Origin of the sequence: Pseudomonas sp. So3.2b (assembly GCF_019464415.1) — a bacterium.
Lineage (GTDB): Bacteria > Pseudomonadota > Gammaproteobacteria > Pseudomonadales > Pseudomonadaceae > Aquipseudomonas > Aquipseudomonas shahriarae.
The window spans coordinates 5,442,424-5,459,683 of record NZ_CP080494.1 but is presented as its reverse complement, the minus strand read 5'-3'; the positions used below and the strand labels follow the sequence as shown (position 1 = coordinate 5,459,683).

Here is a 17,260-nt window from a genome sequence, read left to right as displayed (position 1 = left end):
GCAATTTAAAGGGTTGACAGGGGTTTTTAAGATTGTAGAATAGCGCGCCTCAGAGACACGAACGTAGCGATACGGACAAGTCGAAGAGAAGGTAACAAGCAGCACCGTAGTACTTTGAAATATGTAGTTCCGTGATAGCTCAGTCGGTAGAGCAAATGACTGTTAATCATTGGGTCCCAGGTTCGAGTCCTGGTCACGGAGCCAATTTCAAACCGGGGTATAGCGCAGTCCGGTAGCGCGCCTGCTTTGGGAGCAGGATGTCAGGAGTTCGAATCCCCTTACCCCGACCATATTTGGGTCGTTAGCTCAGTTGGTAGAGCAGTTGGCTTTTAACCAATTGGTCGTAGGTTCGAATCCCACACGACCCACCATTTTTGAGACCAGTTAACGCTGGAATCGAATCTTAAGATCAGAGGCCAAAAGCCCTGATCGAAGAAGGCGACTTGAAAAGGTCGCCTTTTTTTTACCGGGGTATAGCGCAGTCCGGTAGCGCGCCTGCTTTGGGAGCAGGATGTCAGGAGTTCGAATCCCCTTACCCCGACCATATTAAAAATCCTCGTATCGAAAGATACGGGGATTTTTTTTGCCTGCGCAAAACCTGAAGGTGCATGGTGATCAAAGGTGGGAGCTGTCTCGCCCTGCGAGGCTGCGATGGCGGCGTCACTGCCATGTCGCCTGGCACACCGCTATCGCAGCCTCGCAGGGCGAGACAGCTCCCACAGGGGAGGGCAGGGCGCGCATGCTTATAAAATCGCCTCGCTTGCGCCCCGTCCGGAACCGTATTGTCAGTGAAGTTTGAGCCGCGGCTCGGTGCCCCGTCCGATTTTGCTGCCCAGCATCAACATCATCGTGCGGAAGAACCCGTACAACGCCATCTGGTGCATGCGGTACAGCGACACATAGAACATCCGCGCCAGCCAGCCTTCGAGCATCACACTGCCGGTCAGGTTGCCCATCAAGTTACCCACAGCCGAAAAACGCGACAGCGAGATCAGGGAGCCGTAATCGGTGTACTTGTAGCTGGGCAGCGCCTTGCCGTCGATGCGCAACTTCAGCGATTTAGCCAGCAGCGACGCCTGCTGGTGCGCTGCTTGCGCCCGTGGCGGAACGTTGCGGTCGGTGCCCGGTTGCGGGCAGGCCGCGCAGTCACCGAAGGCGAAGATATTCTCGTCACGGGTAGTCTGCAGGGTTGGCAGCACCTGCAGCTGGTTGATGCGATTGGTCTCCAGGCCGTCGATGTCCTTGAGGAAACCTGGCGCGCGAATCCCCGCCGCCCAGACCTTGAGGCTGGCAGGGATCACCTGGCCACTGCTGGTAATCAGGCTGTCGGCGGTGACTTCACTCACAGCCGAGTTAGTCATCACCGTCACCCCGAGCTTTTCCAGGGTTTTATGCACAGGCCCGCTGATTCGCTCTGGCAGGGCCGGCAATACCCGGGGCCCGGCTTCGATCAGGGTGATGTACATGTTTTCCGGCTTGATCCGGTCCAGGCCATAGGCCGCCAGTTCGTGGGCCGCATTGTGCAGCTCGGCGGCCAGTTCGACGCCGGTGGCGCCAGCGCCAACGATTGCCACGCTGATCTGTTCCACCACATCGGTTTGCCCGGCATGGGCGCGCAGGTAGTGGTTGAGCAATTGCTGGTGGAAACGTTCGGCCTGCTTGCGGGTATCGAGGAACAGGCAGTGCTGCGCCGCGCCTTCGGTACCGAAGTCATTGGTGGTGCTGCCGACGGCAATCACCAGGGTGTCGTAACCCAGCACGCGCGCAGGCACCAGTTCCCGGCCTTCTTCATCGAGGGTCGCGGCCAGCTGGATTTTCTTCTGTTCACGATCGAGCCCGCTCATGCGCCCCAGCTGGAACTCGAAGTGGTTCCATTTTGCCTGGGCAACATAATTGAGTTCGTCTTCAGAGGAGTTCAGCGAGCCGGCGGCCACCTCGTGCAGCAGGGGCTTCCAGATATGGGTCAGGTTGGTATCCACCAGCGTGACACTGGCGGTACCGCGCTTGCCCAGAGTCTTACCCAGGCGGGTAGCCAACTCCAGGCCGCCGGCGCCGCCGCCGACGATAATAATACGATGGGTCATGGGGGTATCTCGCAAGGCTAAAAGAAATCGGTGCAGTTACCCGAGCGAGCGCCAGGCAGCTCATAGCGTCAGGTAACTCAAAAGGCGGCTCAGGACGCCCAGGCCAATCACCACAACCAGTACCACCCCAAGGAGCAGCCACGGCCGGAAAGGCTTGCGCTCAACCTGGTGCTGGGACAGTTGCAGGTACTCTTCGACATGTTGTTGGTCGTCAGGGTTCAGGCGGCTGGTCATAAAGGCCTCGTCAGGGAGACGTTGCAAAAGGGCATCACGTTACAGGCTGATACCCACATCGAACACTATGCTGCGCCCCAGGTTGTTGCGCAAGAAATCCGGTGCGTCGGGATGGGCGAACAGCACCCGCGCAAAGGTCGGGCCGACCAACGACAGCGAGCGCCAGCCCTGGCGCAGGTATTCGGTGGGCGGCGGGAAATGGCTGTTGAGGTCCAGCACTTCGCGCTTGAGGCTGGCGAAGGCGATGATATCCAGCTCTCCCAGGTCCATGCCGCGTTCTTTGTAGTTATGGGCTTTCTTGCGCAGGGTCGGGGCCAGGCGCAGCAGGAATTCATGAGCGGGAATGCGCCTGGGCTTGGCCTCGCGCCGCACCAGTTGGCTCAGGGAAAAAGCGCTGCGCCGACGCACCAGTTCGTCGCGCCACTCGTCATTCAGGCGCCGGCCTTCATCGAGGACAAAAAACACTTCGAAGCTGGCATCGCGAAACAGTACGTCCGGCGGCTCCTGACCGGCGGCATGAAACTCTTCGGCGCGGTACGGCACATTCAGGCCTTGCAGCAGGCGCTGGCAGACCCAACGCTCACGCTCCCATTTGCGGGCATTGGACAGGAACGCGTTGGCTTGTTCGGCCGCTATGGTGAGCAGGCGCAAATAATCTGAGTCATCCATGCTTGCAGCTTAGCGTTCAAATGATGACTGCAGGAAGTCCTGTGTGAAAAGGCTCGGTGTAGACTGGCGGTTCTGTCGACGGTTTTGCACAAGGAGTTCGCGGTGAAGTTTTTGCTTACGGTGTTGCTCAGCCTTTTGCCCCTGTGGGCCCAGGCGGTTGAACTGGGGGAGCGGCTGGCGCCGTGGACCCTGCTCGATCAATTCGACCAGGCCTATACCCTGGATAACCAGGCGCAGGTCTTGCTGGTGGCGCGCAGCATGGATGCCGCCAAGTTGGTGGATGCGGCCTTGCAGGGCCAGCCCAAGGGGTATCTGGAGGCGCGCCATGTGGTGTTTGTCGCTGATATCCAGCGTATGCCGAGGCTGATCGCCAAGCTCTTTGCCGTCCCGGCGATGCAAGCCTACAACTACCGGGTGATGCTTGACCGTGATGCGCGGATCGCTCCGCGTTATCCGGCGCCTGTGGATAAAGTGCTGTGGTTGCAACTCGAAGACGGCAAGCTGGTTGCGCGCCATGAATACGCGACTGCCGCCGAGCTGCACCAGGTCCTGGAGCAGGTGCAGCCGTGATCAGTGCCGCCGTGCTGGCGCCGCAAACCCTGTGGCTGGGCTGGCTGCTGTATGCGCCGGTAATTGTCTGGGCGATCCTGCGCTCGTCCTGGGTCGAACTGTTTGCCGACCGGCGCCGCCAGCACCTGTTGTTTGGCACGGTGTTCGCGCTGTTCATGCTGTGGCTGGTGCGTCGGGACTTCGATACCGGGGTGTCCTACCACTTTATCGGCATGACCGCCGTGACCCTGCTGCTCGACTGGCCCTTGGCGATTGTCGGTGGGCTGGCGGCACAATTGGGCCTGGTGCTGCTCGGGCGCCAGGACTTGGCGGCGGTCGGGGTCAATGGTGCGCTGCTGGTCCTGCTGCCGGTGTTGGTGACAGAGACGTGCGCGCTGCTGGTGGAGCGGGCGCAGCCGCGCAATCCTTTTGTGTATATCTTTTGTTCGGGTTTTTTTGCCGCTGCTCTGTCGGCGTTGTTGTGCCTATTGGCGGGCCTGGGCCTGCTGTGGCTGGACGGCCGCTTCGCCATGCCGGAGTGGATCGAGGATTTTATCGGTTACCTGTGGCTGATCATCTTTCCCGAAGCCTTTATCAACGGCACCGTGATCAGTGCGCTGGTGGTGTTTTGCCCGGAGTGGCTTGAGACGTTCAACCGCACGCGCTACCTCTCGGCGCCCTGGAAAGACGACAATTCGCGCCCTTGATCCAAATCAAGGGTGCCACGCAAAAGTGGTCGCATGCTCTGCGAAACTTCCAGGAGCACGATCATGAGTGTGTACGAGTGGGCACGGCAGGAGTTGCGCAGAAGCCAGGACGCAGCACAGGAAATCGGTTTTGACCCGGGTCTGAGCCTGCGCGCCTTGCTCAGCGCGGTGGTGCAGCAGAGCAAAGGCGTGCGCAGTGCCGAAGACCTGGCCGACGAGTTGCAATTTCTCGCGGAAAACCTCGACGACCAGCAGGATTACGGCTTTATGCGGCCTTAGTGGGCGCGCGGTGGCAGGTCTTCGGAGAACAATTCGTCTTCGGCGTCCGGGCTGACCGGAATCTTGTGTTCTTCCGCAGCCCAGGCGCCCAGGTCGATCAGTTTGCAGCGATCCGAGCAGAATGGCCGGTTGAGGTTGGTCGCTTTCCATTCCACGGGGGCGCCGCAGGTTGGGCATTCGACGGTCAAGGGTTGGCTCATGTTCGGCCTCCACGCAAAGTAAGGTAAAAGTGGTGCAGTCGCTCGACCTCGGCCTTTAGCCAGGTCAGGTCCTGATCATTGACCAGTACATCGTCGGCTTGGCGCAAACGGTCTTCCCGTGAGGCCTGGACCTTGAGAATCGCCTGCACCTGTTCTTCGCTGATGCCATCGCGCAGCAGGGTACGCTGAATCTGCGTTGCTTGCGGCACATCGATCACCAGGATGCGCTGGGTCATGGTGTGCTGGCCCGACTCGATCAACAACGGCGACACCAGGATCGCATAGGGTGAGCGGGCGCGGGCCAGATGGCTACGGATCTCGTCGGCAATCAACGGATGCAGCAGGGCCTCAAGCCACAGGCGTTCTTGCGGCGCCTCGAAAATGCGCTTGCGCAAGGCTGCGCGATCCAGTTGGCCATCGGGCAGCAGGATCTCGCCGCCGAAGTGCTCGGCAATCTTCGCCAGCGCCGGGCGGCCGGGTTCCACCACCCAGCGCGAGGCATGGTCGGCGTCGATAAGGTCCACGCCAAGGTCGATAAAGTGCTGGGCCGCAGCGCTTTTACCGCTGCCGATGCCGCCCGTCAGGCCAAGAATCCAGGGTGTTGCGACAGAAGTGGTCATCTGAAACCGACAGACTGCAAATAGAAGTCGGTTATTTGACCACCCCAGAGCAATGCAATCCAGCCGGCAATCGCCAGATAGGGACCAAAAGGCAAGGGCACTGACGTCTGCGCGTTGCGTATGCGCAAGACAATCACCCCTGCGATCGCCCCCACCAGCGATGCCAGCAACAGCGTCAGCGGCAGGATCTGCCAACCGCCCCAGGCACCGAGCAGGGCCAGCAGCTTGAAGTCGCCATAGCCCATGCCGTCCTTGCCGGTGCACAACTTGAACAGCCAGAACACCGACCACAGGCTCAGGTAACCGGCAACCGCGCCCAGCAGGGCATCGGGCAGGGTCGTGTACAACTCGAAATAATTGAGGATCAACCCCAGCCACAGCAGTGGCAGCACCAGCACATCCGGCAGCAGTTGGTGATCGGCGTCGATCAGGCTCATGGCTAGCAAGCCCCAGCTCAAGAACAGCACGCCAGCGGCTGGCCAGCCGAAGCCGTAATGCCAGGCAATAAATGCCGAAAGCAGCCCGCACGCCAGTTCGGTCAGCGGGTAGCGTGGGCTGATGGAACCGTGGCACTGCGCGCAGCGCCCCCTCAGCAGCAAGTAGCTGAGCACCGGGATGTTTTGCCACGGGCGAATCGGCTGTGAGCAGTGCGGGCAGCAGGAGTTGGGGTGCAACAGGTTATAGGTCGGGCCGCCGGGTTCCGGGGGCAGGCCGAGTATTTCATGGGCCTGGGCGCGCCAGTCGCGCTCGAGCATTTTTGGCAGGCGCCAGACCAGCACGTTGAGGAAGCTGCCGACGATCAGCCCCAGCACCAATGAAGCCCAGACGAACAGCCAGGGATGGAGGGTCAGGAGGAGGTCCAGGGTCATGTTTAAAACGCCGTGCCGAGCTGGAAGATCGGCAGGTACATGGCGATCACCAGCGCCCCGACAATGCTGCCGAGCACCACCATGATCAGCGGTTCCATCAGGCTGGTCAGGTTGTCCACCAGGTTGTCGACGTCCGTTTCATAATGGTCGGCGACCTTCTCCAGCATGCTGTCCAGTGCGCCCGATTCTTCGCCGATGGCTGTCATCTGGATCGCCATGCCAGGGAACAGGCCGCTGGCGGTCATGGTTCGATTCAATTGCATTCCTATTGCTACGTCCTGGCGCATACGCGTGACTGCTTGTTTGAAGCGTTCGTTGCCGGCGGCTCCCGCCACTGAATCCAACGCCTGTGCCAGCGGTACGCCGGCGGCAAAGGTGGTGGCGAGGGTGCGAGCGTAGCGGGCGACAGCGGTTTTTTTCAGCAGTGTGCCTGCCAATGGCACTTTCAACAAACCAGCGTCCAGCCACAGACGAAAACCACTGTGTCGACGATAGCTGCGACGTATGCCCCAAGTAGTCGCCGCCACGGCCAGCAACAGCATCCACCACGCGCTTTGCATGAATTCGGACAGCACAATAACCAGCAGGGTAAAGCGCGGCAGCGGCGTGTCGATGCCGGCGAACAGGCTTTCGAACTGGGGCACGACGTGGATCAGCAAGATACTGCTGACCAGGGTGGCCACGAGCAGGACCACCAGTGGATAGGTCATGGCTTTCTTGATCCGGGCCTTGAGGCGTTGGCTTTTTTCCAGGTGTGTGGCGACCCGCTCCAGCAGGGTTTCCAGGGTGCCGGCCTGTTCGCCGGCCGCGATCAGGCTGCAATACAGGGCGTTGAAGCACTGCGGTTGTTTCAATAACGCGCCGGTCAGGCTGTTGCCGGCGGCAATCTCCTGCTTCAATCCCTGGACCATTGTGCGCATGGCCCGGTTTTCAAAGCCTTCGCCGATCATGTCGAAGGCTTGCAGCAGGGGGATTCCCGCCTTCAGCAGGGTCGCCAGTTGGCGGGTGAACAGCGCAACATCGGCTGGGGTGATGGGGTTGCGCAGGCCAGACAGGAGGCTGGAGCGTATCTGGACCCGAACCGGATTGATCCCTTGCCGGCGCAATTGGGCCTTGATCACGGCCGGGCTATGCCCGCGGGTTTCGCCGGACACCTTGCGGCCATTGCCCAGGGTGCCTTCCCAGGCGTAGGTGGCGGTGGGGGCCGGGTTTACGGTGACATCATTCATGGGGTGCTACGGCTCATCGACAGGTGACGATTTACAGCTTAGTCAGGGCTGTGTGTCCGTCAGGCGATTGGGCAAGGGAAAAATGTCAGATTGTGCGTCTTGTGAGGGCCTGGCCCGGCGCGGATGAGTACACTGGCGCGGTTGTTGAGGGCAGGGCGCAGGAGGTGCCCTGCGATGGGTTTTATTCTGGAGAGTGAATGTGATGCGTCAGAACGGCTTTACTTTGATCGAGTTGTTGATCGTCGTGGCGATCATCGGCATCTTGGCCACGATTGGCCTGCCCATGTATACCAAGCACCAGGCCAAGGCCAAGTTCACTGCGGGGTTGGCGGAAGTCTCGGCGTTGAAGGCGGGCTTCGAAGACACCTTCAACCAGGGCACGGCACCCACGCTGACGCTGATCGGCGGCACCAGCCCGACCGCCAATTGCGTGATCAGCGTGGCGGGCGATGTGGCTGCGGGGACGGGTTCGATTGCCTGTGAGATCCTCGATGCGCCTGCGCCTGTCCAGGGCAAGCTCATTACCCTGGCGCGCAGTGCCAGTGACGGTTGGAAGTGCACCACCAACGCTGACGAGCAGTACGTTGCAAAGGGTTGCACGGCTGGCAACTGAGCCCGGGCCACCTAAATCAGTGATGGGGGCCTGGCGTGACGGGCTCCCAGGCACTTCACAGGGAAGTAAGGGGTGCCCATGACGTTATCCGTGCAACAGCGAGGAAGCGTGTTTTTAGTGATGGCGCTGAGCCTTTTGCTGCTGGGCATCACCCTGTCCTTCAGTGGTCATGACTGGCAGCGTGTGCTGCAGGTCGGCGTGGCTGTGTGTGCGTTGCTCTATGGCCTGGCGACTCCCGCCGGGCGCCTGGTCGACAGACCCACCGCTATCGGCCTGGGGCTGGTGTTCGGCCTGGGCCTGATCTCCTCGTTGTTGGCCCACCAGCCTCTCTGGGCGCTGACCGAGTGGGCGCTGATGATCACCTGCGGGGTGATTGCCGCAGCTTTTGCCCGCTTGCGACGCAATGGCGATCAAACCCTGGATCAGGTGCTGATCCTGTTTGTGTTGCTGCTGTGCCTGATCAAGAGCCTGCAATATGGGTACGCGGGTGTCCTGGCGTTTACCAGTGGCGAACCGACACTGGACACCGACCTGCTGCTTTCCGGGTTCTCCAACAAGCGTTTCTACGGCCAGTTCCAGACGTTTACCTTGCCCTTGCTGGCGTTGCCGCTGCTGCTCACGGGCACCTCGCGGTTGGCGCTGGGGCTGGTGTTCGCCCTGTTGTGTGCATGGTGGTTGATTGCAATCAGTGGCGGCACCCGTGGCACCTGGCTGGGCTTCGGCGTTGCGGCACTGGTCCTGGCTTTTCTGGGGGCGGCGGGGCGCCGCTGGTTGACCTGGCAGCTGGCTGCGCTGTGTGGCGGGCTGGTTTTATACGGATTGTTGTTCACGGTGTTGGCGCCTTACCTGGGGCTGGAAATGGCCAGTCTTTCCAATGACCGGCTCACCACCAGCCTTTCGGGTCGTGAAGTGATCTGGTGGCAAGCCTGGGACATGATCCGCGAACGGCCGTGGCTCGGTTTCGGGCCGATGCACTTTGCCGATATCCCCAACCCGATTGCCGCCCATCCGCACCAGGCAATCCTGCAGTGGGCCAGTGAGTGGGGTGTGCCCTCGGCCCTGTGTGTGGCGTTGCTGGCGCTGCGCGGCGGCTGGGCCACACTGAGGGTCATTCATCGGCAAGGGCCGTCAGGGGCACCGCAAGACCTGCTGCGCCTGTGTCTATTCGCCGCGCTGCTGGGCGCGACGGTGCAGGCGATGGTCGACGGGATTATCGTGATGCCCTATTCGCAACTGTGGTTGGCGCTGGTGGTGGGTTGGTTGATGGCATTGCATCCGTGGCGCACGCCGGTTGTCGAGCCGATGCCGCTGTTGCGCGGGGCCTGGCAGGTGTCGGCTGTGCTGTCGGTGGCGTTGCTAGTATTTGTCGTGTACCGCGACCTGCCAGGCGCCACCGAGCGCAGCCAGCACTATATCGACATTGCCAAAAGCCATCTGCAGCCGCGCTTCTGGGTCCAGGGAGTCATTGCGCCGCACATTCGGTAAGTTGCCGGGCGCCCATTGCAGTGCTAGCTTTAGCCCACCGCCCGTGTAGCTCAGTTGGTAGAGCAGCGCACTCGTAACGCGAAGGTCGCAGGTTCGATTCCTGTCTCGGGCAAATAAGGCACCACAGTTTTCAGATGATCCCAGAATGGTTCTGAAGGCCAGACGAACCGGTATTCGTGCCCGTTCTTTTGTATCTGCGCAACCTTGATGACCCAGATGCATCCCCATTCCTTCGATCTAAGAGAACGACATGACCACGACAGAAATGACCCAGGAAGTGCGGCACGCAGAAGCCCTCAAGAAATACCTCGAGGAGTCGGCGCAGCTTAAGGAAGAGATTAAGGACCTGAGCGCTGATGATCAGCGTGACCAGATCCAGTGGGCATTCGAGGACGAGGCCGAGAGCCAGGGCTTCCAGCCTTGGGAACTGACCCTCAAGTACACCTGCACAGCGGAAGAATTCGAAGCTGCGCGCCTGGCCCTGCACAAAGAGGCGGCCGAGGTGCTGGGTGTCGAGTGGGAAGAGTATTGCGAGATGAACAATCTGGTGGTTTAGAAGCCACGGCAGGTTTCAAGCTGCAAGTGTCGCCACGCGCCCTTGCAGCTTGAAGTTTGCAGCGACTCAGATACTGAGCCGCATCGACAGATCCACCGCCTTCACATCCTTGGTCATCGCGCCGATAGAGATGTAGTCCACGCCGGTCTCGGCAATGGGCAGCAAAGTGCTTTCGTTGATCCCGCCACTGGCTTCCAGCTTGGCCTTGCCGCCGTTCAGGCGCACGGCTTCGCGCATGTCGTCCAGGCTCAACTCATCCAGCATGATGATGTCGGCACCTGCCGCCAGGGCCTCGCGTAACTCTTCCAGGCTTTCCACTTCGACTTCCACCGGCTTGCCCGGGGCGATCTTGTGGGCGGCAGTAATGGCCTGTGCAATCCCCCCGCAGGCGGCGATATGGTTTTCCTTGATCAGGAACGCGTCATACAGACCGATGCGGTGATTGTGGCAACCGCCGCAGGTCACCGCGTACTTTTGCGCCAGGCGCAGCCCCGGCAGGGTCTTGCGGGTGTCCAGCAGCTTGACCTGGGTGGTGGCGACAAAGTCTGCCAGGTACTGCGCGCGGGTGGCCACGCCTGACAACAGTTGCAGGAAATTCAGTGCACTGCGTTCGCCGGTCAGCAATGAGCGGGCAGGCCCTTCGAGGTGGAACAGCGCCTGGTTGGGGCTGACGCGTTCACCGTCGCGTACCTGCCAATGCACGGCAACCCGTGGGTCCAACTGGCGGAACACGGCATCGACCCAGGCGGTGCCACTGATAACCGCAGCATCACGGGTGATGATCGTGGCCTTGGCCAGGCGTTCGGCCGGGATCAGTTGCGCGGTGATATCGCCGCTGCCGATATCTTCCAGCAGTGCGCGGCGCACGTTGGCTTCGATTTCGGCGGTGAGGTCGGCGAGGCGTAGATTCGGCATAGCGGGCTCCACATACAAAGTGCCTCGATTATAGGGGCATGGCAGCGCCGAACCCAAGGTATGCCGGCATAACCTGGCTGATTACAAAGCCCGTACAGAGTTTGCTGGCGCTACAGGGTCTATTTGCAAGATAATCTCGCGCCTTGCAATTGGCGTCATAGCTTTGACGTCTCGGTGATCTACAAATAATCGTGGTAGCCACCGGTATTCCATCGGTGGTTGTGGCGATCGTTCACAAAACCGAACCCCGTCGCTCCAGGAGGCCAGCATGCACAATGACGCAAAGGTGGTGCCGATCAACAGGATCGCCGCACAAGCGATGCCGTCGCCGCTCGCCCGCCTGCCTGTGATTGTGCTGCAGGTGCGTGACAAGGCCACGCAGCAACTCGACCGGGGGCTGCAGGAGTTGTTCGATAACGCCGACGACACTCTGTTCGAGATGGCCGACAAAGCCCGCAGCAGCGCCGACCACAATATTTTTTTTGAAGCCATGCGCGACCTGCGCCTCAAGCGCAAGAACTTCGAGCGCATGTTCATGGAACAGCTCTTCGACGCATTTGCCAACCTGGGGCAGGCCGGGCAAGGCGAGTTGCTGTTGCCGACGGTCTCCTACGAAGCAGCGCCCGGCGCGTGCGCCGATGACCTGGAAAAAGCCGTGGCCCTGGAGGCCATGCTCGACAAGGTCATGCACCGTGACGGCCTGGCCCTGGGGCAACTGACCGCCCGCCTCGGTGCGCTGCTGGGCAAGCACCTCGACGATCGGGAAAACCCCCTGGGCCCGGCGATGCTCTGCGAGTACTTCCTGCGGGCCGGGCGCAGCCTGGGGGTGGAGATCCGGGTCAAGCTGATCATTTTGAAACTGTTTGAAAAATACGTGCTCAGCGATGCCGACCTGCTGTACGGCGAGGCCAATCAGTTACTGGTGGCCACGGGTGTGCTGCCCGAGCTCAAGGCCGTACCCTCACGACGTCCCGGCGAACGTGCCAGCCGGGTCCGCCCGCCGGCGGAGGTAGCTCCGACTGCCGACGCCCAGGCCGATGAGGGTGAGCAACAAGTGTTCGCGGCCCTGCAGGAACTGTTGCTGACAGTGCGCGGCAGCGTCGCCCCGACCTTGGAGGCCAGCGCCCAGGCCCAGCCTATTTCCACCCGCGACCTGCTGCGTCTGCTCTCCCACTTACAGCAATATGTGCCAGACCCTGCGGTCGAGGACGATTTTGACCTGCGCCGCCAGTTGGAAGAACTGCTGACCCGGGTCAGCGTCAAGAGTGGCAAGTCGCGGGTGGTGGAGGATGCCGACGAGGACGTGATCAACCTGATCGCCATGTTGTTCGAGTTCATTCTCGACGACCGTACCTTGCCCGACTCCCTCAAGGCGTTGATTGCGCGCCTGCAGATTCCCATGTTGAAAGTGGCCGTGCTGGACAAGAGTTTTTTCAGCCGTGGCAGCCACCCGGCGCGGCGCCTGCTCAATGAAATCGGCACGGCCGCCTTGGGCTGGGGCAAGCGTGATGACTATCAGCGTGACAGTCTTTATGTGCGCATCGAGCAGGTGGTGCAGCGCCTGTTGAACGACTTTGTCGATGACCCGGCGATTTTCGCCGTACTTCTGCAGGAGTTCACCGCGTTTACCCAGGACGAGCGCCGCCGCAGTGAGCTGCTCGAACAGCGTACCCGCGACGCCGAAGAAGGGCGCGCCCGCACCGAACAGGCCCGGCAGCGGGTCGCCGATGCGGTGAATCAACGGTTGCGGGGCAAGGTCTTGCCGCACTTCGTGGTGCAGTTCCTGCAACAGGCCTGGAGCCAGGTGTTGTTGCTCGAATGCCTCAAGCACGAGCAACCCTCGCCGCAGTGGCAGGCGCGGCTGCGGGTCATGGACGAATTGATCTGGAGTGTCGGCCTGAGTGAAGACACAGAAGCCGGCCGCCGCCTGCTGGAACAATTGCCCGCGTTGCTCAAGGCCCTGCGTGAGGGGCTGAGCGAGGCGGCGTTTGATTCCTTTGTGACCCGTGAGTTTTTTATCCAGTTGCAGGCCCTGCATACCCAGGCGTTCCAGGGGGCGGCGCTTCCCAATGTGACGCTGATCGAAGTGCGCGAAAACTCAGGCGCTGCGCCGCCGGTGGAGGCGGTCAGGCTGGCAGAGGACGATCCCGATCTGCTCAAGGTCCGGCAATTGCGCATCGGCAGTTGGGTCGAGTTCCGTGAAGATGAGGAAAACACCCTGCGCTGCAAGCTGACGGCGATCATTGCCCCGGCCAACAGCTATATATTTGTCAATCGCACTGGCCTCAAGGTCCTGGAAAAAACCTGCACGGAGCTGGCCCTGGAGTTCAAGCGTGGCGGGGTCCGCACCCTGGATGATGCACTGCTGTTCGACCGCGCGCTGGCGTCGGTGATTGGCAGCTTGCGCCAACTCAATCGCGCCAAGTGATCGCAACCACCCTGCGTATCACGGCATACTGAGCGCTCCCAAGTCGTGCGCAAGGAACCTGTATGCAGTTGGACCCCACCAGCGGTTGGTGCCAGGGCATTGCCCATTGCCCGTCGCCCAACTTCAATGAACGCCCAGGCGGCGAGATTTCCCTGTTGGTGGTGCACAACATCAGTTTGCCGCCGGCCCAGTTCGCCACGGGCAAAGTGCAGGCGTTTTTCCAGAATCGTCTGGATGTCACGGAACATCCCTACTTTGCAGGCATCGCTGACCTACGGGTATCCGCGCATTTTCTGATTGAGCGTGATGGTACGGTGACGCAATTTGTCTCCTGCCGGGACCGTGCCTGGCATGCTGGCGTCTCCTGTTTCGAGGGGCGCGAGACCTGCAATGACTTTTCCCTGGGGATCGAGCTTGAAGGGACCGACGACCAACCCTTTACCGACGCCCAGTACCATTCCCTGATCGAACTGAGTCGCCAATTGCTGGCCGCCTACCCGGGCATCACGCACCAGCGCATTTGCGGTCATAGTGACATCGCCCCAGGACGCAAGACCGATCCTGGACCGGCTTTTGATTGGGCGCGTTTTCGCGGCGCCTTGCAGGATGGAGGACATGCACAATGAGTTTCCTGGTGTTGGTGCTGGCAGTGTGGATCGAGAAGTTCTCGGCCTTGCGTCAGCGGGTACAGCGTGATGGCCGTTGGCTGCGCCAACTGGCTCGGCTTGAGTCGAGCGCGCGGCTGGGCAAACAACCCTGGCTGATCCTGGCGCTGCTGGTGTTGCTGCCGGTGGCATTGCTGGGGCTGTTACTGCTGGTCCTGGAGCCGCTGGCCTATGGTTTGCTGGCGCTGCCGGTGCACCTGTTGGTGGTGATCTACAGCCTGGGCCGCGGCGATTTGCTGGGCCAGTTGGGGCCGTTTCGCGATGCCTGGCGCCGGGGTGACTTGCAAGCCGCTGAACACGTTGCCGAACGTGACCTGGGCATTGGCGCCGACAGCGGCGAGCAACTGCTGGAGCGGGTCCAGGGCCATTTGCTGTGGCAGGCCTATCAGAGTTTTTTTGCGGTGATTTTCTGGTACTTCCTCCTCGGCCCGGTGGTGGCCCTGGCCTACCGCCTGTTGGCCCTGGCCAGTGAACACGGGCAGAACCCGCTGGTGGTCGAGCGCGCCGGGCAATTGCGCCATGCGTTCGACTGGTTGCCGGTGCGGTTGCTGGCGGCGAGCTTTGCCTTGGTCGGCAATTTTGTCGCGGTCAGCCGGGTAATGCTGCATGAACTGTTGAACTGGGATATCAGTGCGGCGCAGTTGGTGGAAAAGGTTGGCCTGGTGGCCGGCGAAATTCCTGCGCCGGTGGTCGGTGCCGAAGGGATCAACAGCCTGGATCGGTTGTGGGAACTGCTGCTGCGAGCGGCCGTGTTGTGGTACGCCGGGTTTGCGATCTGGACCGTCCTGCCCTGAAAAACACCTCTTGTGGGAGCGGGCTTGTGTGGGAGCGGGCTTGCCCGCGATGCGGTGTAGCAGTCAAAAAATCCGGTACTGACACACCGCTCCCACACAAGCCCGCTCCCACAAAGAGCCCGTAGTGGCTTCAAAAATCGGTCGGCCGCCAGGCCCCGCCGATCGCGTTAACCTTAAGTTACAAAACTTCCCGCCGATTTAAGCTATACAGACAGCGCGCCCAATAGTGGCTTTCTGCCGCTGCCCTGCGCCTTCAATAAAAATAAAAGAAAAGGGAGTTCATCTGTGAAGAGCTTGCTCTATCCCGCCATCGCGCTGATGAATCGCCTGAGCTTCGGCATGAAGTTCAGCCTGATCAGTGTGTTGTTTTTCCTGCCCATGCTGGTGACCAACTATTACCTGGTCCGCGATTCCTGGCGTGAGTTCCAGGGCACGCAGGTTGAGTTGCAGAGCCTGGACCTGTTGGGCAGCAGCCTGATCCTGCGGCGCGACCTGGAAACCCTGAACAATCAGGTGCAGATCAACGCCACCCTTGGGCAGGCGGGCAAGGCGGGGGATATCGAAAGTCAAATCAGCGCTTTGGAGCAGCGCGTACTGGAGCGTCTGCAAGGTTTCCAGGCGATGACGACCGATCCCGAGCAGGTCGCGGTGTTCGACGGCAAGCGCGATGAGATGATTGCGGCCTTCAAGGCCCAGCAAAGCGAGTCTTCACTGCTGAGCAAAAGTGCCTTGATCGGCAAGTTGCTGAACAAGGCGCAGATGTTCAGCCAGATCATTGCCAGCCAGTCGGGATTGAGTCGTGATGTCCAGGGCGACGTGCGCCAACTCAGCGAACTGATTACCAGCGTCACTCCGCAAGTCACCCAGACCCTGGGCGAAGGCCGGGCCATGGGCGCATATTCCCTGGGCCAGGGTTTTCTCAACTCATCGTCCAGCACGCGTTTTGACGAACTGCTGCAGCAACTGGAAAAACTCCAGGCGGAATACGGTTTGAAAGTGCAGGACGCCCTGGGCTCCAGCAAGGCCGCCCATGGTTCACTGGATGCCTTGGCCCAAGCCAGCCAGGCCAGCCTCAAGCAGGGCAGCGAGCTGTTTGAAGAGCAGGTGGTGATGGCCGAAACCCTGGAGGCGCCGTGGCAGACCTTCTATGACGAAGTGACGGCCTTGATGGCCAAGACCTATCAACTGGACGACGCGACCCTGTCCTTCCTCGACCAGCAACTGCAGCAGCGCCTGGCCCAGAACCGTACGCACATGGTGCTGCTGGTCACAGCGCTGGCGGCGGTGTTCTTGTTGATTTTCTATCTGTACGGCGGCTTCTACGCCTCGACCCGCACCACCCTGCGCCACCTGGGGGCAATGATGGATAAGGTCGCTGCCGGGGACATGACTGTCAGCTTCAAGTCCCAGAGTCGCGATGAGCTGGGTGAATTGGGCGAAGTGTTCAATGGCACCGTGGCGAAAATCCACGACCTGATCGAGCGGGTAGGGCAGACCGTCCAGGAGGTCGAGCATCAGGCCGGGCAGGTGGAGTCGGTGTCGGCGCGCAGCAATCAGGCGGTGTCGGGCCAGCGCAGCCAGATCGAGCAGGTGGCGACGGCCATGAACCAGATGTCGGCGACTGCACATGAAGTGGCGCGCAGTGCCGCGGCGGCTGTCAGCAGTGCCCATAGCGTCAACGATGAAACCCTTAACGGGCGTGGCCTGGTGCAATCCCAGCAGGGCAGCATCGCGCTACTGGCATCGGAGATCGACCAGTCAGTGCTGGTGATCAACCAACTGGCCATCGACAGTCAATCCATCAGCAGCGTGCTGGAAGTGATCAAGAGCATCGCCGAACAAACCAACCTGCTGGCCCTGAACGCGGCCATCGAGGCGGCGCGGGCGGGGGAGCAGGGGCGTGGGTTTGCCGTGGTGGCCGATGAGGTGCGCACCCTGGCCCGGCGCACCCAGCACTCCACCGAAGAAATCGAGCAGATGATCGCCAAGTTGCACCAAGGCGTCGGCGCGGCCGTGAAGGCCATGGGCAGCAGCCATAAAATGGCCAGCGGCACGGTCGGGCAGTCGGAACAGGTCCAGTTGGCCCTGGAAAATATCCTCGGTGCGGTGGGCATGATCGTCGATCAGAACCAGCAAATCGCGGCGGCGGTGGAGCAGCAGACGGCGGTGGCCCACGACATCGACCAGAATATCGTCGAGATCAATCGGGCTGGCGAGCACGCGGCCCAGGGCGCGCACCAGACCGAAGAGGCCAGCCGGCAATTGTCCTTGCAGGTGATTGAGTTGAAAAAGCTGATCGGTGCCTTCCGCGTGTAAGACTTGGTTGTAGGCTTTATCCCTTTGCTATGTGGTGCATGTCCTGTT

General features: G+C 61.0%; 18 protein-coding genes, 5 tRNA genes and 1 pseudogene. 16 read left to right on the top strand and 8 right to left on the bottom strand.

What is annotated here, in order from left to right; all coding sequences use genetic code 11:
* Positions 1-128: 128 nt before the first annotated feature.
* From K1X80_RS24575 to K1X80_RS24560, 4 genes are all read left to right on the top strand, one after another.
* Positions 129-204: transfer RNA gene (locus tag K1X80_RS24575), tRNA-Asn, on the top strand.
* Positions 205-213: 9 nt separating this feature from the next.
* Positions 214-290, top strand: a tRNA-Pro gene (locus K1X80_RS24570).
* Positions 291-295: 5 nt separating this feature from the next.
* Positions 296-371, top strand: a tRNA-Lys gene (locus K1X80_RS24565).
* Positions 372-467: 96 nt separating this feature from the next.
* Positions 468-544 (top strand) — tRNA-Pro (locus K1X80_RS24560).
* A gap of 241 nt (positions 545-785) precedes the next feature.
* Here K1X80_RS24560 and K1X80_RS24555 read toward each other — a convergent pair.
* The 3 genes from K1X80_RS24555 to K1X80_RS24545 are packed head-to-tail and all read right to left on the bottom strand — an operon-like array spanning position 786 to position 2,987.
* Positions 786-2,084 (bottom strand): NAD(P)/FAD-dependent oxidoreductase, encoded by a 1,299-nt coding sequence (locus K1X80_RS24555; protein WP_057441073.1) that lies wholly within the window; start codon positions 2,082-2,084, stop codon positions 786-788.
* 60 nt (positions 2,085-2,144) lie between these two features.
* The gene (locus K1X80_RS24550; RefSeq protein WP_057441071.1) at positions 2,145-2,318 is read right to left on the bottom strand and encodes a DUF3094 family protein; all 174 of its coding nucleotides are present in this window, start codon (positions 2,316-2,318) and stop codon (positions 2,145-2,147) included.
* 39 nt (positions 2,319-2,357) lie between these two features.
* Positions 2,358-2,987 carry a DUF1780 domain-containing protein gene (locus tag K1X80_RS24545; RefSeq protein ID WP_057441069.1) on the bottom strand — a complete coding sequence of 210 codons (630 nt, stop codon included), beginning with the start codon at positions 2,985-2,987 and terminating at the stop codon, positions 2,358-2,360.
* A gap of 102 nt (positions 2,988-3,089) precedes the next feature.
* Between K1X80_RS24545 and K1X80_RS24540 the strand changes: the two genes are divergently transcribed.
* The 3 genes from K1X80_RS24540 (at position 3,090) to K1X80_RS24530 (ending at position 4,522) form a co-directional block, all read left to right on the top strand.
* Entirely contained in the window at positions 3,090-3,557 is a 468-nt protein-coding gene (locus tag K1X80_RS24540) for an FAD/FMN-containing dehydrogenase (RefSeq protein WP_120734168.1), read from the top strand.
* On the top strand, positions 3,554-4,243 hold the full coding sequence (locus tag K1X80_RS24535; RefSeq protein ID WP_057441064.1) for an energy-coupling factor ABC transporter permease: 690 nt from the start codon (positions 3,554-3,556) through the stop codon (positions 4,241-4,243). Before K1X80_RS24540 ends, K1X80_RS24535 begins: the two co-directional genes overlap by 4 nt.
* Before the next feature lie 63 nt (positions 4,244-4,306).
* The gene (locus K1X80_RS24530) at positions 4,307-4,522 is read left to right on the top strand and encodes a hypothetical protein (protein ID WP_057441062.1); all 216 of its coding nucleotides are present in this window, start codon (positions 4,307-4,309) and stop codon (positions 4,520-4,522) included.
* On the opposite strand, the gene yacG is transcribed toward K1X80_RS24530, so the two are convergent.
* Genes yacG through K1X80_RS24510 form a run of 4 tightly spaced genes read right to left on the bottom strand, consistent with a single transcriptional unit; the run spans position 4,519 to position 7,440 of the window.
* Positions 4,519-4,722 carry a DNA gyrase inhibitor YacG gene (gene yacG, locus K1X80_RS24525; protein ID WP_032861907.1) on the bottom strand — a complete coding sequence of 68 codons (204 nt, stop codon included), beginning with the start codon at positions 4,720-4,722 and terminating at the stop codon, positions 4,519-4,521. The genes K1X80_RS24530 and yacG overlap by 4 nt on opposite strands.
* Positions 4,719-5,342, bottom strand: a complete 624-nt coding sequence (coaE, locus tag K1X80_RS24520) for a dephospho-CoA kinase (RefSeq protein ID WP_198830288.1) — start codon at positions 5,340-5,342, stop codon at positions 4,719-4,721. The genes yacG and coaE overlap by 4 nt, the downstream gene beginning before the upstream one ends.
* Positions 5,339-6,211, bottom strand: a complete 873-nt coding sequence (locus K1X80_RS24515) for an A24 family peptidase (protein WP_120734166.1) — start codon at positions 6,209-6,211, stop codon at positions 5,339-5,341. The genes coaE and K1X80_RS24515 overlap by 4 nt, the downstream gene beginning before the upstream one ends.
* Positions 6,212-6,213: 2 nt before the next feature.
* Positions 6,214-7,440: a type II secretion system F family protein gene (locus K1X80_RS24510; protein WP_198817571.1), complete on the bottom strand. Its 1,227-nt coding sequence runs from the start codon at positions 7,438-7,440 to the stop codon at positions 6,214-6,216.
* 202 nt (positions 7,441-7,642) lie between these two features.
* On the opposite strand from K1X80_RS24510, the gene K1X80_RS24505 reads away from it, so the two are divergent.
* The 4 genes from K1X80_RS24505 to K1X80_RS24490 all read left to right on the top strand — a co-directional run bounded on the left by K1X80_RS24505 (position 7,643) and on the right by K1X80_RS24490 (position 10,094).
* Positions 7,643-8,053 (top strand): pilin, encoded by a 411-nt coding sequence (locus tag K1X80_RS24505; protein WP_057958404.1) that lies wholly within the window; start codon positions 7,643-7,645, stop codon positions 8,051-8,053.
* Positions 8,054-8,131: 78 nt separating this feature from the next.
* Positions 8,132-9,538, top strand: a complete 1,407-nt coding sequence (locus K1X80_RS24500; protein ID WP_198817570.1) for an O-antigen ligase — start codon at positions 8,132-8,134, stop codon at positions 9,536-9,538.
* A gap of 39 nt (positions 9,539-9,577) precedes the next feature.
* Positions 9,578-9,650, top strand: a tRNA-Thr gene (locus K1X80_RS24495).
* A gap of 138 nt (positions 9,651-9,788) precedes the next feature.
* Complete coding sequence (locus K1X80_RS24490) at positions 9,789-10,094, top strand: DUF6388 family protein (protein ID WP_057444407.1); 306 nt, start codon at positions 9,789-9,791, stop codon at positions 10,092-10,094.
* Positions 10,095-10,160: 66 nt separating this feature from the next.
* Here K1X80_RS24490 and nadC read toward each other — a convergent pair whose 3' ends face one another.
* Positions 10,161-11,009, bottom strand: a complete 849-nt coding sequence (nadC, locus tag K1X80_RS24485; protein ID WP_057958406.1) for a carboxylating nicotinate-nucleotide diphosphorylase — start codon at positions 11,007-11,009, stop codon at positions 10,161-10,163.
* 268 nt (positions 11,010-11,277) lie between these two features.
* On the opposite strand from nadC, the gene K1X80_RS24480 reads away from it, so the two are divergent.
* From K1X80_RS24480 to K1X80_RS28670, 5 genes and pseudogenes are all read left to right on the top strand, one after another.
* Positions 11,278-13,437, top strand: a complete 2,160-nt coding sequence (locus K1X80_RS24480; RefSeq protein WP_186625301.1) for a DUF1631 domain-containing protein — start codon at positions 11,278-11,280, stop codon at positions 13,435-13,437.
* Between the two features lie 62 nt (positions 13,438-13,499).
* Entirely contained in the window at positions 13,500-14,063 is a 564-nt protein-coding gene (gene ampD / locus K1X80_RS24475) for a 1,6-anhydro-N-acetylmuramyl-L-alanine amidase AmpD (protein ID WP_057441053.1), read from the top strand.
* Positions 14,060-14,896, top strand: coding sequence for a regulatory signaling modulator protein AmpE (gene ampE, locus K1X80_RS24470; protein WP_057441051.1), 837 nt, complete (start codon positions 14,060-14,062; stop codon positions 14,894-14,896). Before ampD ends, ampE begins: the two co-directional genes overlap by 4 nt.
* A 318-nt stretch (positions 14,897-15,214) precedes the next feature.
* Positions 15,215-16,306 (top strand): annotated as a pseudogene (locus tag K1X80_RS28675) (methyl-accepting chemotaxis protein); the annotation flags it as partial.
* Positions 16,283-17,212, top strand: coding sequence for a methyl-accepting chemotaxis protein (locus K1X80_RS28670; protein ID WP_370693753.1), 930 nt, complete (start codon positions 16,283-16,285; stop codon positions 17,210-17,212). The pseudogene K1X80_RS28675 and the gene K1X80_RS28670, both read left to right, overlap by 24 nt.
* Positions 17,213-17,260: the final 48 nt, after the last annotated feature.

What these genes read in the sequence shown, in the direction of transcription:
- K1X80_RS24555 (WP_057441073.1), bottom strand. Translation starts at nt 2,084, where the DNA reads ATGACCCATCGTATTATTATCGTCGGCGGCGGCGCCGGCGGCCTGGAG.
- K1X80_RS24550 (WP_057441071.1), bottom strand. Translation starts at nt 2,318, where the DNA reads ATGACCAGCCGCCTGAACCCTGACGACCAACAACATGTCGAAGAGTAC.
- K1X80_RS24545 (WP_057441069.1), bottom strand. Translation starts at nt 2,987, where the DNA reads ATGGATGACTCAGATTATTTGCGCCTGCTCACCATAGCGGCCGAACAA.
- K1X80_RS24530 (WP_057441062.1), top strand. Translation starts at nt 4,307, where the DNA reads ATGAGTGTGTACGAGTGGGCACGGCAGGAGTTGCGCAGAAGCCAGGAC.
- yacG (WP_032861907.1), bottom strand. Translation starts at nt 4,722, where the DNA reads ATGAGCCAACCCTTGACCGTCGAATGCCCAACCTGCGGCGCCCCCGTG.
- coaE (WP_198830288.1), bottom strand. Translation starts at nt 5,342, where the DNA reads ATGACCACTTCTGTCGCAACACCCTGGATTCTTGGCCTGACGGGCGGC.
- K1X80_RS24515 (WP_120734166.1), bottom strand. Translation starts at nt 6,211, where the DNA reads ATGACCCTGGACCTCCTCCTGACCCTCCATCCCTGGCTGTTCGTCTGG.
- K1X80_RS24510 (WP_198817571.1), bottom strand. Translation starts at nt 7,440, where the DNA reads ATGAATGATGTCACCGTAAACCCGGCCCCCACCGCCACCTACGCCTGG.
- K1X80_RS24505 (WP_057958404.1), top strand. Translation starts at nt 7,643, where the DNA reads ATGCGTCAGAACGGCTTTACTTTGATCGAGTTGTTGATCGTCGTGGCG.
- K1X80_RS24500 (WP_198817570.1), top strand. Translation starts at nt 8,132, where the DNA reads ATGACGTTATCCGTGCAACAGCGAGGAAGCGTGTTTTTAGTGATGGCG.
- K1X80_RS24490 (WP_057444407.1), top strand. Translation starts at nt 9,789, where the DNA reads ATGACCACGACAGAAATGACCCAGGAAGTGCGGCACGCAGAAGCCCTC.
- nadC (WP_057958406.1), bottom strand. Translation starts at nt 11,009, where the DNA reads ATGCCGAATCTACGCCTCGCCGACCTCACCGCCGAAATCGAAGCCAAC.
- K1X80_RS24480 (WP_186625301.1), top strand. Translation starts at nt 11,278, where the DNA reads ATGCACAATGACGCAAAGGTGGTGCCGATCAACAGGATCGCCGCACAA.
- ampD (WP_057441053.1), top strand. Translation starts at nt 13,500, where the DNA reads ATGCAGTTGGACCCCACCAGCGGTTGGTGCCAGGGCATTGCCCATTGC.
- ampE (WP_057441051.1), top strand. Translation starts at nt 14,060, where the DNA reads ATGAGTTTCCTGGTGTTGGTGCTGGCAGTGTGGATCGAGAAGTTCTCG.
- K1X80_RS28670 (WP_370693753.1), top strand. Translation starts at nt 16,283, where the DNA reads ATGACTGTCAGCTTCAAGTCCCAGAGTCGCGATGAGCTGGGTGAATTG.